We start from the raw sequence: 14,648 nt of genomic DNA on the forward strand, positions 1-14,648 counted from the left end.
GAAAGAGCCTTATCCGCCAGCTGCCGCGAGAGGTCAACAAAGGGCGCGCCATCCGGCGTCAATCCGTCGCCGTCGCGAACCCGCACGCTCGGATCGCTGACGTTCGTGACCGCTACCACCAGCGGGAGGCTGCTTTCAAATGTCCCGTCGTTGCGCGTGGCCAGATCGACGAACAGCAACTCGCGCTGATCGTCGAAGGACGTGCGGAAATGCCGCGGTTGGTCAGGTACTTGTTCGACTGGGCCTGGTAGATCGCGTTGATCGGTCCGAGGCCCATCGAGACGGTCGGAAACTGCCAGAAGTCGGGCATGAGGCGAGGGTGCGGGTACGACGAGAGGCCGTAGGGCGCGCGCGACTTCTCCTGGCGGAAGCTGTCGAGGTTGTCCTCGCTGAGCCTGCCCTCGAGGAAGGCGCGGGCGTACATACCGGGGGAGGCGTGGCCCTGGTAGAAGATCTGGTCGCCGCCGCCGGGGTGGCCCTGGCCGCGGAAGAAGTGGTTGGCACCGACCTCGTAAAGGGATGCCGCGCCTGCGAAGGTCGAGATGTGGCCGCCGACACCGATGCCGGGGCGCTGCGCGCGGTGCACGGTGATGGCCGCGTTCCAGCGGATCCACGCACGGTAGCGGCGCTCGATCTCCTCGTTGCCGGGGAAGGCGGGCTCGTTCTCCGGAGCGATGGTGTTGAGGTAGTCCGTCGTCGGAACCATCGGAACGCCGAGGTGGAGCTCCTTTGAGCGCTTGAGCAGGCTCAGCATGATCTCGCGACCCCGCTGGTGTCCGTGCTGCGCTACGAGGGCGTCGAGTGATTCATTCCACTCGGCCGTCTCCTCAGGGTCCGTGTCGGTATGGTTCACCGAGTATGGGTCCTGATCGTTCACCGTCACCGTAGACCTCTTCCTTCTTGAGAAGCAGAGCGACTTGAGGTCGCTCCGCGCTGGCCAGCCGGCCCCAGGAATCGGGTTTCGATGGTGGGGTCTCTCTGGCTGTGCCGAATCGAGTCTAGTTCCGACGGAGGGCATGCATCGTGCGCCGACGACGTGTGGTGTTCACCAGCCAGCAACCCGCTGTTCCGAGGCGTAACATTGCCGACTGTGCGTGCCCCGGCCGATGCAGAGGGGCAACGAAAGGACGAAGAGACATGGCTCTCGAGAATGACACCACGGCCCCAGACTTCGAGCTGGCGAACCAGTTCGGCGAGCATGTTCGGCTGAGCGAGTTTCGTGGAAAGAAGCCGGTCGCGCTGGTGTTCTTCCCTCTCGCCTTCTCCAGCACGTGCACCACAGAGCTGTGCGATCTCCGCGACAACATCGTGTTGTTCCGAGCCAACGGCATCGAGCTGATCGGCATCTCGGTCGACTCGAAGGCGACGCTTCGCGCCTTCGCTGACAAGGAGGGCTACGACTTCACCCTTCTCGCCGACTTCTGGCCGCACGGCGAGGTCGCGAAGGAGTACGGAGTCTTCCTCGAGCAGAAGGGATTCGCCAACCGGGCGACGTTCCTCATCGATCTGCACGGCGTCATCCGGGCCTCGTTCATCACGGCACCGGGTGAGGCGCGGTCGCTTGCCGAGTACCAGGCCGCGGTGCACGACCTGCTCGAGCCAGCCGGCCTCTAGTCGTCTGCCTAGCCCCCGAGCAGCGACACGGCCTTGGCGATTACCAGGGCGAGGATGACGAAGCCGGCGAACGACTCGATTCCCATGAGCGCCTTGGCGCGATGCGAGAGCGGCATGGAATCCGTCGGGCTGAACGCCATGGAGTTGCTGCCGGAGAAGTACAGGTAGTCGATGAAGCTGGCCGTCCAGTCGGACTCGCCGGAGGATCGCTTGCGCACCTCGTCGATCGCGTCATGGTCCTCATCCTGGGGAAAGCGGAAATCCGCCTTCGGCAGTTCGGATCGCTTGGCGCGCGTCCTGCTGACGGGACCGCCGCGGTCGAGCTCCCAGTACAGAAGCGCGAAGACGATGACGTTCGTCGCCCACACCTGGAGCGCCGCAAGCAGCAGGGTCGGCCCCTTCGCGTTGGCGTCGTTGACGAGCTGGAAGACCAGCTGGATCAGAGCCAGCTGGTTGGCGCACAGCAGGATGATCGTCTGAATGAGCGACAGTGGCCGCGACCATCTCGTCTGCTTGTCGAAGCGCAGCGGGTTGATGGCGATGAGCGGCACCAGCAGGGCGAGGCCTACGCCGACGACGACCCAGCGAACCGGGGGGAAGAAGCTGCTCGGCAGCGTCGCATAGAGCGTCAGGGCGACCAGGAGGGCGATCACCGCCGGCCAGCGGTGCTCTGCGCGTGCGGCTCGTTCGACTGCTGGTGTCATGAAGGCAGAGTGTAGGGGTACTTGTCGGTGATTGTTCCCGGCTGGCGAAAGCCGGGCCGGGCGCATAGCGTCGAGGGGTGACGAGCGCCCAGACGACCCTGCTGGTCGGCGCGCTCATTCTCGTGGCCGACGTCCTCGTCCGTGTCTTCGCGGTTGCCGCCGTCTCGAGCAGTCGGCGGCCGCAGACGGCTCTCGCCTGGCTGATCGGCATCTTCTTCGTGCCGTACATCGGCCTCCCGTTGTTCTTCATCGCCGGAACGGCACGGCTTCCGGCCGCTCGGCGCAAGAAGCAGGAGCAGGTCGACATGCTCATCCGGCGCGCCGCCGAGGGCCTGCAGCTCGAGCCTCCGGCCTTGCCCGACTGGCTCGTGCCGATCGCGGCGCTCAATGAGAACCTCGGCGCCATTCCTATGCTGCCCGGCAACTCTGCAACCATCATTGGCGACGACGACGATGCAATGGCGGCGATGATCGCGGATATCGAGCGGGCAACGGCGACCGTTCACGTCGAGTTCTACATCATCGCCCTCGACGAGACATCGAAGCCGTTCTTCGACGCACTGGAGGCGGCGTGCGAGCGCGGCGTCGTGGTGCGGGTGCTGCTCGACCATCTCGGCAGCCGGGGGTACCCCGGCTACACGGGCGCGACGCAGCGGCTGGATGCGATGGGCGCCCTGTGGCACGTCATGCTGCCGTTCCGCCCGTTGAAGGGCCAGCTGCAGCGGCCAGACCTGCGCAACCACCGCAAGCTCGTCGTCGTCGATGGTGTGATCGCCTACACCGGCTCACGCAACCTCATCGACCCGAGCTATCAGAAGCCGAAGAACCTCAAGCGCGGGCTGCGGTGGAAGGACTTCATGGCTCGCTTCGAAGGTCCCGTGGTCTCTGGCATCGAGGCGATCTTCGTCACCGACTGGTACTGCGAGACCGACGAGATCCTCGCGAGAGAGGTGGGGGAGCCGGTCGAGCGCATCGCCGGCGACCTGTCGTGCCAGGTGCTTCCGAGCGGACCGGGCTTCGAGGGCGAGAACAACCTCCGGCTGTTCAACTCGCTCGTCTACGCGGCTCGCGAGCGGGTGATACTCACCAGCCCGTACTTCGTGCCAGACGACTCGATGCTCTACGCGATCACGTCGGCCGCCCAGAGCGGGCTCGATGTGCAGCTGTTCGTCTCCGAGATCGGCGACCAGTTCCTCGTCTTCCACGCGCAGCGCAGCTACTACGAGACGCTGCTCAAGGCCGGTGTGCGCATCTGGCTGTATGCCGGTCCGACGATTCTGCACGCGAAGCACCTGACGATCGACGACGATGTCTCGGTGATCGGCTCGAGCAACATGGACATGCGCTCGTTCACCCTCGACCTCGAGATATCCGTGCTCATCCACAGCCGCTCTTTCACCGACGGCATGCGCGAGATCGAAAAGGGCTACAGAGAGCACAGTCGCGAGCTGACGCTCGACGAGTGGACCCAGCGCGGCTTTCTGCAGCACCGCCTGGACGACCTGGCGCGGTTGACGGCGACCGTACAGTAATCTGGTCACACGCGATCCTCTCGCGGGCCTTTAGCTCAGTTGGTAGAGCGCCACGTTTACACCGTGGATGTCATCGGTTCGAGCCCGGTAGGGCCCACTTCATCAGATTCCGAGCTGCTGCTCGATCGAGATGCTGCGCTCTGACTGCACCGAGCCGGTGTGGGCGGTCGTGACCGTTTCGATGAGCACGATGCCGACCTCCTCGTCGGCGACCGGGTTGTGCTGCACGCCCTTCGGCACGACGTAGAACTGTCCGGGGGAGAGGATCACCTCTCGGTCGCCCTCGAGCTGGATCCGAAGGGTGCCGTAGACGATGAGGAAGAGCTCGTCCTCCTCGTCGTGAGCGTGCCACATCAGTTCGCCGAGCAGCTTCGCGACCTTCACGTACTGGTCGTTGACTTGGCCGATGACGCGCGGGGTCCAGTGGTCGGTGACAAGCGCGAGCTCGTCGGCGATGCGGGTGGGGTCGATGCTCTGCATGACCCCACCCTAGATTGCGTCTATGGCACCTCGACGATGCCGCTGACCTTCGCGATATTGCCGCCGAAGTCGACGACGGCGAGCTCGATGTAGAGCTGCGTGCCCGACTCGAGAGTGGGGAACTCGTACTGCAGGTATGGCAGGTCTGCGTAGAGCCCGATGTCGCTCGTCGAGTACCAGGTCTCTGTTCCATCTGCCGCGACGTTGAGCACCTTCGGAACGATGATCCCGGTGGGATCCGTCGTCAGCTCGCCGTAGGTCTGCAGGTCGACGTCGTAGCTGTAGTACGTCTCGGTGAGCACGTTCCACTCGTCGTCGAGCACGATCGACAGGATGACCTCCTCCGCGCTCTGGTCCTCGTCTGGCGCGTAGTAGGTCATCGGCACGTCGAACGTGATGATGCCCTCCTCTTCGTCGCGCGTGAGCTCAAGGTAGGCGCCTGCGGCGTCCTCGCCGTCGGTGATCTCCAGAGTCGTCAGGTCGAAGTAGCCGGTGGCAGCGCCATCCTCGTCGATCTCCGCCTGCTCCTGGCCGAGGAACGTGGTCGATCCGTCGTCTTCCACAACGCCGTAGCGGATGTAGGTCTGCGCAACGTTCTCGGCGGGAACACCGAAGTCGCCGGTGATGACGAGCCCGTCGTCGTCGAACTCGATGACAGCGTCGCCGCTTGAGGTCGGCTTGTCGCCCTCGACGATGGCATCGCCCGCCCCGTAGTACGCCTGCAGGAACTGGATCCACGCACCGTCGGTGACGATCTCGTCGTAGTCCTGGGTGTAGTACTCGGCCTGCGGGGGAAAGTAGATCGACAGGCCCGTCGCGCCGCGCGTGGCCTGGCCGTCGACCTTGGCCACGACGGCGTCGTTGATGGCGCGCACGAGGTCGTCTGCCGCGTCAGACACATCGAGGGCGTCGACGCCGATCTCGCCGGCGAGGATGCCGAGGTCTGTCATGAAGGAATCGCTGTCGGGGTCGGGGCTCTTGCCGAAGCCGAGGGTCTCGGCGAGCGTGCGTCCGACCGACGGGGCGACGCCGTCGACGCGGTCGACCAGCTGGGTGCTGAAGGCGGCGAGGGCGGCATCCACCGCTCCCATCTGCGTCAGGTCGGTGAGCGACAGGGTGATCTCCGCCGAGGTCTCCTCCGACTCCGCCTGCGCAGCGAAGCCGTCGATGATCGCGCCGCCGAGCTCGTCGACGGTTGCGCCGCCGTTCTCTGTGACCATGGACAGCGCGGAGTAGTCCCAGCCGTGGCCAGGCTCGAGCTCCTGCGAGGCGAGCAGGCGGTCGGCATGCGGCGCAAGCGTCGAGGCGACCTCGTACGTTGCCATGAGGCAGGCGTCGAAGCCGAGTAGGTCGAGCTTTTCGATGCCAGCCCCGGCGATGCCGGTGCCGATCGCGTCATTGAGCTCTGCGAGGTCGAGACCGTCGTAGTCGGTCGACTCGTCGCCGCCAACGCCAGGCCATGACGCGCCGTGGTCGGAGATGATCAGGCCGTAGTGGTCTGCTGGGTTGTCAGCGATGGACGAGGCGATGAAGTCGGCGAGCACCTGCGGGTCGCCGGTGTTGATATCGCCGAGGTCCTCCAGCTCTGTCGCGCCGTTGCTGCCGATCTCGAGGATCTTGCCGCCGACCCAGTCGTCGAGGCCGAGCACTCCGGCGTCGCTGTAGTCAGCCGAGCGGTCGACGAGCGCCAGAAGAGTAAGGTTCTCGTCTCCGCCGGCGGTGCCGAGCTCGTCGAGATCGTCCATCATGTACGGCTCGAGATCGGTGTCGGCGATCGAGTACGTCAGGATCGTCCAGCTTCCGCCGTCGGCTGTCGCAGTGAGATCCGGCGCGCTGCAGGCGCCGAGGGTGAGGACGACCGCGGTGGCGGCCAGTCCGGCAATGTGCTTCTTCACAGACTGGCCGCCGTTCGACTAGATGCCGACGAAGGGGATCATCGCGGTCAGCACGATCGCGACGGCCGAGATGACGACGCCGGTGCCCATGAGCACGTACTGGGTGCGACGCTGGCGCACGAGTGCCGCGATGCCGAGGAGGAAGAGCGAGATGGACATGAGCACGGTGTAGAGCGTGAGCTTGTCGCTCAGGGTGTTGTACTCGTTGCCCTGCTCCGTCGTGGCGACCGCGTCCTCCTTGGTGTCGGAGTAGGCGGTGAAGAGGAAGCTCTGGTAGTCCTCGTCGTCGAGCGGCGAGTAGAAGAACTCCGGGTCGGCCTCGGTCGCTGCTGCCGCGCGGTCGATGGCTGCACCGAACTCCTCGGAGACGCCCTGGAAGTAGAGCGTGTCGTACTTCTCCTGCGCGAGTGGCTCGTCGTTGTCGATTCCGACCTGAAGCTCGCTGAGCTGGTTGAAGACCTGGGTGTCCTGCATGAACTGCTGGTTTCCCTCGAGATACAGCGACTCGGCCTCTGCCGACTTCTGCGTGCCCGTCGCGTAGGAGCCGGCCATCATGCTGTCGTAGAGGGCACCCTGAAAGGATGCGTACGCGGTCGCGATGGAGACGAGACCGAGGAGGATGGCGATTACCAGTTCGAGATTGCCGAACAGATCACTGAACTTGAAGCTGGTCGAGTCGGTCTTTTCTGCTGAAGACATAGGGGTGCTCCGGGAAAGTTAGGGGTTGTAGCGTCAGCCTATTGGCTCTCCCGGCCCCAGATGAACCGGTCTCCTGACCCCAGTTAGGGCGATACCGACGTGCGATAGCGTCGGCGTGTGAGCTCTCCGGAACGCGTCGGCCGTGCCACGGCAGCAGTGGTGCTGGCATCGATCCTCTGGGGAACGACGGGCACCGCCGCGAGCTTCCTTCCCGACTCGGTGCCAGCGGTGGCAATCGGGGCCTCCACCATGGCCGTCGGCGGTCTGCTGCTGTTCCTGTTCTCTGCTGGGCGTGCCGTTGAAGCTCTCAGGGATGCCGCGGCCCGACGCTGGCTGCTCATCGGTTCGCTCGGGGTGCTCGTGTACCCACTCGCGTTCTACTCGTCGATGGATCTCGCGGGCGTGGCCATCGGCAACGTCGTCTCGCTCGGCTCCGGTCCCGTCTTTTCCGCTCTGTTCGAGTGGCTATGGGAGCGCCATCGGCTCACCGCCCGCTGGGCGATCGCAACGCTGATCGCCGTCGTGGGTGTCGGCTTCATCGCCGCCGGCGGACACACCGGTGACACGCCCGGGAACGGCATAGTCGTCGGTATCGCACTCGGCCTCCTCGCGGGGCTCTCCTACGCACTGTTCACCTACGCGTCGAGTCGGGCTATCGGGGTCGGTCACTCCGGCCGTGGCGTGATGGGCGGCATGTTCGGTATTGGCGCGGTGCTGCTTGTGCCGGTCCTGCTTGCGACTGGCGCGCCCATCCTTGCTACCCCCACCAGCGCGGGAATTGCGGCCTATCTGGCGATCGGACCGATGTTCGTGGCCTACCTGCTGTTCGGCGTCGGGCTTGGCAGCATCCGCAGCAGCGTGGCGACAACGGTCACGCTGATCGAGCCGTTCGTCGCGACGATACTCGCGGTGGCAATCGTGGGGGAGAGGCTGACGAGCGTCGGATGGGTCGGCCTTGCACTCGTGATCGCTGGAGTAACTGTGCTTGTCTCGGCTCGGCACTCGGGCAAAGAGACAGAGCGGTCTTAGTATTTTGGAATGGTCAGTACCGACGGTTCGCGCGACGACGAGGCGCGCGAGGAGGGCTCGCCCGACGAGTCGGTGCTCCCTCCTGGGCCTCGTCGTTCCACCTACACACCGCCGGTGAACCCCTCGTCGGCCGTTCCCGGTTCTGGAGCATCGGCCGAGAGCACGCCAGCCGAGCCCCCGAGGGACGCTGCTCCGCCCGCTCCGCCGCGGCCGCGAGACGACCTCCCCGCCTTCGTTCCGCCCCCGCCTCCTGCGGACTTCGAGTTCCCGAAGCCGGAGACCGGCCCCGTGAACGTCGTCTATCAACTTGACGACATCGAGCCCAACCTTCCATTTGACGTTGCGATTGAGACGCTGGCGCAGAGTCCTGTCGGTGCGCGCATCCTTCCCAAGGAAGCAGCAGAGCCCGCTCCGGTTGCCGATGCCGATTCACGAACCGCCGCACCCGTCGCGAACGAGCCGACACCGATCGTCATCGAGCCGGTGGCGACTGCCCCGACGGCAGCAGTCTTCGACCTGGATGCGTCGAGCAGCAGCGAGATGGCCGCGAACCAGACGGCGGATTCTGGGCCGGCTTCGGTAGTGGCGGAGCCCGACGTGTCGGCCTCCGGTGAGTTCGTCGCCGGACAGCGGTTGGCAGAGTCCCCGGAGTCGGGGAATTCGGGGGAGTCGCCTGCTGACGAGGCCAGACCGGTGGACGATGCGGCCGAGGCCATGGAAAGCGCCGATGCTGCAGCAACAGAGGCGCCGCCCGCGCAGGAAGAAGAAGAGTCCGTTGGCGAGCCGCTGGCAGTCTCCAGTGACGAGGCGACTGCGTATGCCGAACCGGAGTCGATCCCGCTTCCCGACTTCTACGAGCCGGCGACTGTGCAGCGATCAGAGCCGCGACCGGCGGACGCCGAGGCGGAGATGGAATACGCGGACGGCATAGCCATCGGCGACGTCACGAGCTCCGACGGTGAGCAGGACTGGTCGAGTGAACCTGAGACAGAGCGCCTCGCCGTCGATGAGCCGGCCAACGACCGATTCGAATCCGCGGAGCAGCCGTCGGAGCCGGTATTCGTCGACTCCCGTTTCGACACCCCTGCTTTCGATGAGAGGGCTTCCGACGAGCCCGCGTCCGACGAGCCCAGCCGAGAGCCGCAGTTCTCCGATCTGCGTTTCTCCGACGAGCTGAGCACTCCAGCTCCGCTGGACGACCCAGCGCTCTGGCGCCCCGAGTCGGCGGCAGCTGAGCCGGCCTACTCTGAGCCTGTCGTCTCGGAGCGCGCCGACTCTGTGGCTGCCGGCTCTGTGCCTGCCGATGATGTGCCTGCCGATGATGTCACCGCCGAGGACGCTCCGGTTGACGAGACATCATTCGACGACAGAACGGATGAAGTACAGGCACACGACGAACCGTTGGGTGACACACCGGCGAATGTCGAGGCCGCCCCAGACGAGCCGGTGTTCCGAGAGCCGGTGTTCGAGCAGCCCACCTATAGTGAGCCGTCCCGCGACGACTGGTTCGAGAAGCCGGTCGACGTTGGGATCGACCACGCCGAGCCCGTCGCCGACGAGATCCAGCACGAGGCTCAGCCCGCCGTCGAGCGAGACGACGTTCCCGCATCCGGCGCCGATCAGTCGGATGACGCCAGAACGCAGCAGGATGACTCCGGTGGTGCAACCGTCTCCGACGCGCCCCTTGAATCTGCGCCGACCCCAGAGCAGCCTCCCCTGACGGAGGCGGAGCAACTGGCCGCGCTCTCCCAGCAGGGGGCCCCAGCAGGTCGACCGTGGGTTCCAGAGCGTCGGTCGCTCAAGGATGCGGAGCTGTCCAGCCTTCTCACCGGCGCGATCGACCTGCCGAACGGCACCCTCGGGGTCATGGAGGAGCTGGAACGGCAACTGCAGCTTCGCGAGGAGGAGACGCGCGAGTTTCAGGAGTGGCAGGACTCGATGCTGGCGGTCGGCACGCCGGAGGCTATCGCCGCCGTCGAGAAGGTGCTGCCAGAGTTCACCGACATCGTGCCGCCGGGAACGGCTGTCGCGATCGCCGCTGCGGCGTCGGCTGCACCCCCACCAGTGCAGCCTCCTGTGACCACTCCTCCCGCTGGCTTCCCGCCCCCGCCGCCCATGGGGGCGCCACGGTCGACGATTCCGCCTCCCGTCGTGCAGGCTCCGTCGGAGGAGAACGCGGACGCCGCCCCCTCGCCGGGCGGTGAGCCAGCCTATGACGACGTGTCCTCGCATGCGGAGCGCGAGGCGACAATCGCAGCCCCACCGCCTCTCGTTGAGCCCCCGGCTCCCACCCCTCCCGACTCCTGGGACTTCGATCTCGACGCTGACACGATCATCCCCGAGCTCGCGGATGCCGCGGTTGCCTCTCACGAGGACATCGACACAGACGAGGTCGTCGTGGAGACCGGTGACGTCATCGATCAGGACGAGCAGATCCTGCCTGCTCCGATCGCCAGCAAGTACGCGCCGACGACGCCGACCGATTCGTCGATCTTCATCGACCCCATCCCGGTTGCGCCGGATGATGACTCCAACGCTCCGTCGCTCGTCGAGCCTGGTGCCTTCGGGGGCCCCTTCGTGGACCCCGTCTACTCCGGGCCCCTGACCGGGTCGATATCGATCGGCACGGGCGGGCTCTCCCTGCCCCCCGACGGCCTCGACTCCGACATCGACGATCCGCTCGACGAGATCGACCAGGCAGGATTCGATGCTGTCTTCGGCGCGAGTCCGGCCACAGCGCCGGTGCTCGTCACCCGGGTTGCCGACGACGAGGTCGTGCTCGGCGAGCCAGAGCTGAATCGCCCGCGAATCTTCTCCCTCGAGGCGGCCGGTGCAGCACCAACACCGGAAGACCAGCGCGTCGGCCGCGCCGCGCGCATGTTCTGGATGTGGTTCGCCGCGAACGCGTCCATCGCCTCCATCGCCTTCGGCGGCATCGTGTTCTCGCTCGGCCTCAGCCTGCGTCAGGCGATCGTCGCCGTGCTCGCGGGAGTCGCCGTCTCGTTCCTCCCGCTCGGACTCGGCACCCTCGCAGGCAAGCGCAGCGGCCAGCCAACGATGGTCGTCTCCCGCGCGGCATTCGGCCTCAGCGGCAACGCGCTTCCCGCGGCCGTTGCAGTCATCAGCCGCGTGTTCTGGGGCTCGGCCCTCCTGTGGATCCTCGGCCAGGGCGTCGCGTCGGTGCTCGAGGGTGCCGGACTCACCGGCCCCCTAGGCCGTGACGCGATCGCCTACCTCGTCATGGGCGTCGGGCTCGCCGTCGCCATCGTTTTCGCCATCTTCGGCTACGGCCTCATCGTGCTGCTGCAGCTGATCTCGAGCATTGCCTCGTCGATCCTCATCGTCGGCCTCATCGTGCTCACGTGGCAGTACGTCGACATCGGGGTCGCCCTTACCCATTCCGATGGTCCATGGACGCTGGCTGGCACCGCCGCGGTGCTGGTGTTCAGCTTCATCGGGCTGCTCTGGGCGAACAGCAGCGGCGATCTCGCGCGCTACCAGCGCCCAGGGTCGTCGAGCCCTGGCTCCATGCTCTCCGCCGGGTTCGGGGCAACCATCCCCACGTTCGTGCTGATCAGCTACGGTGCGCTGCTCGCGGCATCCGACCCGGCGATCGCTGCCGGCCTTGTCGCCGACCCGTTCGACACGATCGGCTCCCTCTTGCCCCTGTGGTACCCGGCGCCCCTCATCGCGGCGATCGTTCTCGGGCTGCTGTCGGCGGTGGTGGTCTCGATCTACTCCGGAGGCTTCGCTCTCACTGCCGTCGGCGTGCGACTGACCCGTCTGCTCTCCGTCGTCGTGATCGGCGCGCTCATCGCTGCGGGTGCCGTCGCCCTTGTGCTTGCCGGCACCGACTACACGATGCTGTTCCGCGACTTCGCGACGACCCTTGCCGTGCCCGTGGCCGCGTGGGCCGGTATCTTCGCGGCCGACGCGATGATTCGCCAGCGCGGCTACGACGCCGAGGCACTGCTCGTGCGCGGTGGTGTGTACCCGACGGTCAACTGGGTCAACCTGTCTGCGTTCGTCGCTATCGTCGCGATCGGCTTCGGCCTGACCACCGCGAGTGTTGGCGGACTCGGCTGGCAGGGCTACCTCTTCCCGCTCCTCGGCCTGCCGCTCGACGGCGCTGTCGCCGGAACGGATCTCGGGGTCATGGTTGCGCTGGTTCTCGGTCTTCTGACGCCGATCGTCGCGGGAATCCCTGCCATTCGCAAGCAGGAGGCGAGCCCCCGTCGCACGGGCTGACCGCAGCCAGCGCCTCGGTAGACTTGGGCCTATGGCAACGACGGTCGAGCAGGTGCAGGCGGCAGTCGAGCGGCTGTGGCCGGCGTCCGGTGCAGAGGGGTGGGATGCCGTTGGGCTGCTCGCCGGTGATCCTTCGGCGCCCGTCTCCCGCATCCACCTCGCCGTCGACGCAGTGCTCGACACAGTCGACGAGGCGATAGACCTCGACGCCGACCTCCTGCTGGTGCATCACCCCCTGCTGCTGCGCGGGGTGACGAGTGTCGCGGCCGATCGCTACAAGGGTGCCGTGCTCACGAGACTCATCAAGGCAGACTGTGCGCTTCTCGCCGCACACACCAACGCGGATGTCGTCGAGACCGGAACATCAGCTGCCCTTGCGAACGCCCTCGGCCTGCTCGACGCGCTTCCGATCGTCGCGAGCGCCGGCATCCCGTCCCGCGGAATCGGCCGAGTCGGCCGACTGGCCGCGCCGACCACCCTTGGCGCGCTCGCGCGGCGCCTCGCCGAGATCCTGCCGCCAACGGCGTCGGGGGTTCGCGCATCCGGTGACTTCGATGCGCCCGTCGGGGTCGTCGCGGTGTGCGGTGGCGCCGGCGACTCCTTGCTCGCCGAGCCGGCGGTCGTCGCGGCCGATGTGTACGTCACCTCCGACCTCCGGCATCATCCGGCATCCGAGGCGCGGGAGAACGCCAGGGTCGCCGGCGGCCCTGCCCTCATCGACATCTCCCACTGGGCCAGCGAGTGGCTGTGGCTCGAGACGGCCGCAGCAGAGCTGCGCTCTGAGCTGCCCGACGTGACCGTCACGGTCAGCGAGCTGCGCACCGATCCGTGGGATTTCACCGTTGTCCAGTAACACCACACAGAGGAACTCATGGCGCTAAAAGCGGCCCCCGCCGACCAGGCTCTCCTGCTCGACCTTCAGGCACTCGACACCAAGCTGGCGCAACTCGATCACAAGGCGGCGTCCCTGCCGCAGATCGCGGTGCTCACCGGCATCTCCACCCAGATTGCCGCCGCGCGGCACTCTGCGCTCGAGACGACCGGCGCCAGAGAGGATGTCGCAGCAGAGCTAAAGCGGCTCGAATCGGATGTCGAGGTGGTCGAGGCGCGCATCGCCCGCGACGCGGAGCGACTTCAGACCTCGTCATCGGTCAAGGATGTCGCCGCCCTCGAGCAGGAGCTCTCCGCCCTGCGCAAGCGTCGCGACGACCTCGAGGAGATCGAGCTGACCGTGATGGAGAAGCTCGAGGAGGTCGAGACGGCAGCCGCGGCGAACGCCACCACCGTGGCCGAACTGCTGCAGAAGCAGTCAGAGGTCGAGGCCGAGCGCGACGCAGCGCTCACCGAGATCGGCAATGAGCGAAACCACACGGCGGCAAACCGCCGCACCATCGAGGCGAAGGTGCCAGCCGACCTCCTCGCCCTGTACGAGAAGCAGCGGTCACGCTATGGCACGGGAGCCTCGCTACTGCAGTTCGGCGTCTCGAGTGCGAACGGCGTCAAGCTGCTCGAGAACGAGCTGCAGGCCATTCGTGCCGCCGCTCCCGACGACGTGCTGATCTGCCCGTCGAGCGACGCGATCCTCGTGCGCACCAGCGAGTCCGGTCTCTGATGCCGCGGGTTCTCCTCATCGAGGCCGATGGGGGATCGAGGGGCAATCCGGGGCTCTCCGGCAGTGGCGCGATCGTCGTCGATGAGGCATCCGGTGAGCTTCTTGCCGAGATCGGGCTGTATGGCGGAATCGCGTCGAACAACGTCGCGGAGTACAAGGCCATGATCGCCGGCGTCAAGCGCGCGCTCGAGATCGATCCGGATGCAGAGCTGCACATCCGCATGGACTCCAAGCTCGTCGTCGAGCAGATGATGGGTCGCTGGAAGATAAAGCACCCGTCGATGGCGGAGTTGGCGGCCGAGGCCCGCGACCTGCTCACAGGAACACCCGTGCGCTTCGAGTGGATTCCCCGTCTCGACAACTCGCGTGCTGACAAGCTCGCCAATCTCGCGATGGACCTCAAGGCCGACTTCTCCAACTGACCGGGCGGTAGGCTGGCTCTCGCGAATGGGTCGGCAAGACGGTCGCGTGACTGGCAACAGTCCCGAGGAACGTCCGGGCTCCGCAGAGCATGGCGGTGGGTAACACCCACCCGGGGCAACCCGCGAGAACAGTGCAACAGAAAGCAGACCGCCGTTGGCTTCGGCCAAAGGTAAGGGTGAAACGGTGGTGTAAGAGACCACCAGCGGCCGGGGTGACCCGGTCGGCTATGTAAACCTCGCCAGGAGCAAGGTCAGACAGGATGCGATACGGGCTGCTCGTCCAGCATCCGGGTAGACCGCTAGAGGCGTGCGGCAACGTACGTCGTAGATAGATGGCCGTCGATGGTGCGTAAGCACCGGGACAGAACCCGGCGTAATAGCCGGCCCATTCGTTTCGTCAGGAATACCGGGAA

At 66.2% G+C, this 14,648-nt stretch carries 11 protein-coding genes, 1 tRNA gene, 1 other RNA gene and 1 pseudogene; 9 read left to right on the forward strand and 5 right to left on the reverse strand.

The window, feature by feature from the left end; translation table 11 throughout:
• Nucleotides 1-208: 208 nt before the first annotated feature.
• Nucleotides 209-883: pseudogene (locus AC14A7_RS03440) on the reverse strand (pyruvate dehydrogenase (acetyl-transferring), homodimeric type); the annotation flags it as partial.
• A 254-nt stretch (nt 884-1,137) separates the two neighbouring features.
• Here AC14A7_RS03440 and AC14A7_RS03445 point away from each other — a divergent pair.
• Entirely contained in the window at nt 1,138-1,614 is a 477-nt protein-coding gene (locus tag AC14A7_RS03445; protein WP_484006488.1) for a peroxiredoxin, read from the forward strand.
• An 8-nt stretch (nt 1,615-1,622) separates the two neighbouring features.
• Here the strand turns inward: AC14A7_RS03445 and AC14A7_RS03450 are convergent, their stop codons facing one another.
• On the reverse strand, nt 1,623-2,318 hold the full coding sequence (locus AC14A7_RS03450) for a hypothetical protein (protein WP_484006489.1): 696 nt from the start codon (nt 2,316-2,318) through the stop codon (nt 1,623-1,625).
• A 77-nt stretch (nt 2,319-2,395) separates the two neighbouring features.
• On the opposite strand from AC14A7_RS03450, the gene cls reads away from it, so the two are divergent.
• Nucleotides 2,396-3,850, forward strand: coding sequence for a cardiolipin synthase (cls, locus tag AC14A7_RS03455; RefSeq protein ID WP_484006490.1), 1,455 nt, complete (start codon nt 2,396-2,398; stop codon nt 3,848-3,850).
• A 24-nt stretch (nt 3,851-3,874) separates the two neighbouring features.
• Nucleotides 3,875-3,947 (forward strand) — tRNA-Val (locus tag AC14A7_RS03460).
• A gap of 5 nt (nt 3,948-3,952) precedes the next feature.
• Here the strand turns inward: AC14A7_RS03460 and AC14A7_RS03465 are convergent.
• From AC14A7_RS03465 to AC14A7_RS03475, 3 genes are read right to left on the reverse strand one after another with little or no spacing between them, the layout of a single operon-like run.
• A complete protein-coding gene (locus AC14A7_RS03465; RefSeq protein ID WP_484006491.1) occupies nt 3,953-4,330 on the reverse strand; it encodes a cupin domain-containing protein in 378 nt (125 codons plus the stop codon).
• Nucleotides 4,331-4,350: 20 nt separating this feature from the next.
• A complete protein-coding gene (locus tag AC14A7_RS03470) occupies nt 4,351-6,225 on the reverse strand; it encodes a clostripain-related cysteine peptidase (RefSeq protein ID WP_484006492.1) in 1,875 nt (624 codons plus the stop codon).
• Nucleotides 6,226-6,243: 18 nt separating this feature from the next.
• Nucleotides 6,244-6,924, reverse strand: coding sequence for a hypothetical protein (locus AC14A7_RS03475; protein ID WP_484006493.1), 681 nt, complete (start codon nt 6,922-6,924; stop codon nt 6,244-6,246).
• Nucleotides 6,925-7,041: 117 nt separating this feature from the next.
• Here AC14A7_RS03475 and AC14A7_RS03480 point away from each other — a divergent pair, with 117 nt between their 5' ends.
• The 6 genes from AC14A7_RS03480 to rnpB all read left to right on the forward strand — a co-directional run bounded on the left by AC14A7_RS03480 (nt 7,042) and on the right by rnpB (nt 14,627).
• Nucleotides 7,042-7,953, forward strand: a complete 912-nt coding sequence (locus tag AC14A7_RS03480; protein WP_484006494.1) for a DMT family transporter — start codon at nt 7,042-7,044, stop codon at nt 7,951-7,953.
• Nucleotides 7,954-7,962: 9 nt separating this feature from the next.
• Nucleotides 7,963-12,201 (forward strand): cytosine permease, encoded by a 4,239-nt coding sequence (locus AC14A7_RS03485; protein ID WP_484006495.1) that lies wholly within the window; start codon nt 7,963-7,965, stop codon nt 12,199-12,201.
• Nucleotides 12,202-12,232: 31 nt separating this feature from the next.
• Nucleotides 12,233-13,054, forward strand: coding sequence for a Nif3-like dinuclear metal center hexameric protein (locus AC14A7_RS03490; protein ID WP_484006496.1), 822 nt, complete (start codon nt 12,233-12,235; stop codon nt 13,052-13,054).
• Between the two features lie 18 nt (nt 13,055-13,072).
• On the forward strand, nt 13,073-13,813 hold the full coding sequence (locus AC14A7_RS03495; protein ID WP_484006497.1) for a zinc ribbon domain-containing protein: 741 nt from the start codon (nt 13,073-13,075) through the stop codon (nt 13,811-13,813).
• Complete coding sequence (locus tag AC14A7_RS03500; RefSeq protein WP_484006498.1) at nt 13,813-14,235, forward strand: reverse transcriptase-like protein; 423 nt, start codon at nt 13,813-13,815, stop codon at nt 14,233-14,235. The genes AC14A7_RS03495 and AC14A7_RS03500 overlap by 1 nt, the downstream gene beginning before the upstream one ends.
• Before the next feature lie 26 nt (nt 14,236-14,261).
• Nucleotides 14,262-14,627, forward strand: an RNA gene (rnpB, locus tag AC14A7_RS03505) — RNase P RNA component class A.
• The last annotated feature ends 21 nt before the right edge of the window (nt 14,628-14,648 follow it).

Source organism: Conyzicola sp., from assembly GCF_057073975.1.

What these genes read in the sequence shown, in the direction of transcription:
- AC14A7_RS03475 (WP_484006493.1), bottom strand. Translation starts at nt 6,924, where the DNA reads ATGTCTTCAGCAGAAAAGACCGACTCGACCAGCTTCAAGTTCAGTGAT.
- AC14A7_RS03495 (WP_484006497.1), top strand. Translation starts at nt 13,073, where the DNA reads ATGGCGCTAAAAGCGGCCCCCGCCGACCAGGCTCTCCTGCTCGACCTT.
- AC14A7_RS03500 (WP_484006498.1), top strand. Translation starts at nt 13,813, where the DNA reads ATGCCGCGGGTTCTCCTCATCGAGGCCGATGGGGGATCGAGGGGCAAT.
- AC14A7_RS03490 (WP_484006496.1), top strand. Translation starts at nt 12,233, where the DNA reads ATGGCAACGACGGTCGAGCAGGTGCAGGCGGCAGTCGAGCGGCTGTGG.
- AC14A7_RS03445 (WP_484006488.1), top strand. Translation starts at nt 1,138, where the DNA reads ATGGCTCTCGAGAATGACACCACGGCCCCAGACTTCGAGCTGGCGAAC.
- AC14A7_RS03485 (WP_484006495.1), top strand. Translation starts at nt 7,963, where the DNA reads ATGGTCAGTACCGACGGTTCGCGCGACGACGAGGCGCGCGAGGAGGGC.
- AC14A7_RS03465 (WP_484006491.1), bottom strand. Translation starts at nt 4,330, where the DNA reads ATGCAGAGCATCGACCCCACCCGCATCGCCGACGAGCTCGCGCTTGTC.
- AC14A7_RS03450 (WP_484006489.1), bottom strand. Translation starts at nt 2,318, where the DNA reads ATGACACCAGCAGTCGAACGAGCCGCACGCGCAGAGCACCGCTGGCCG.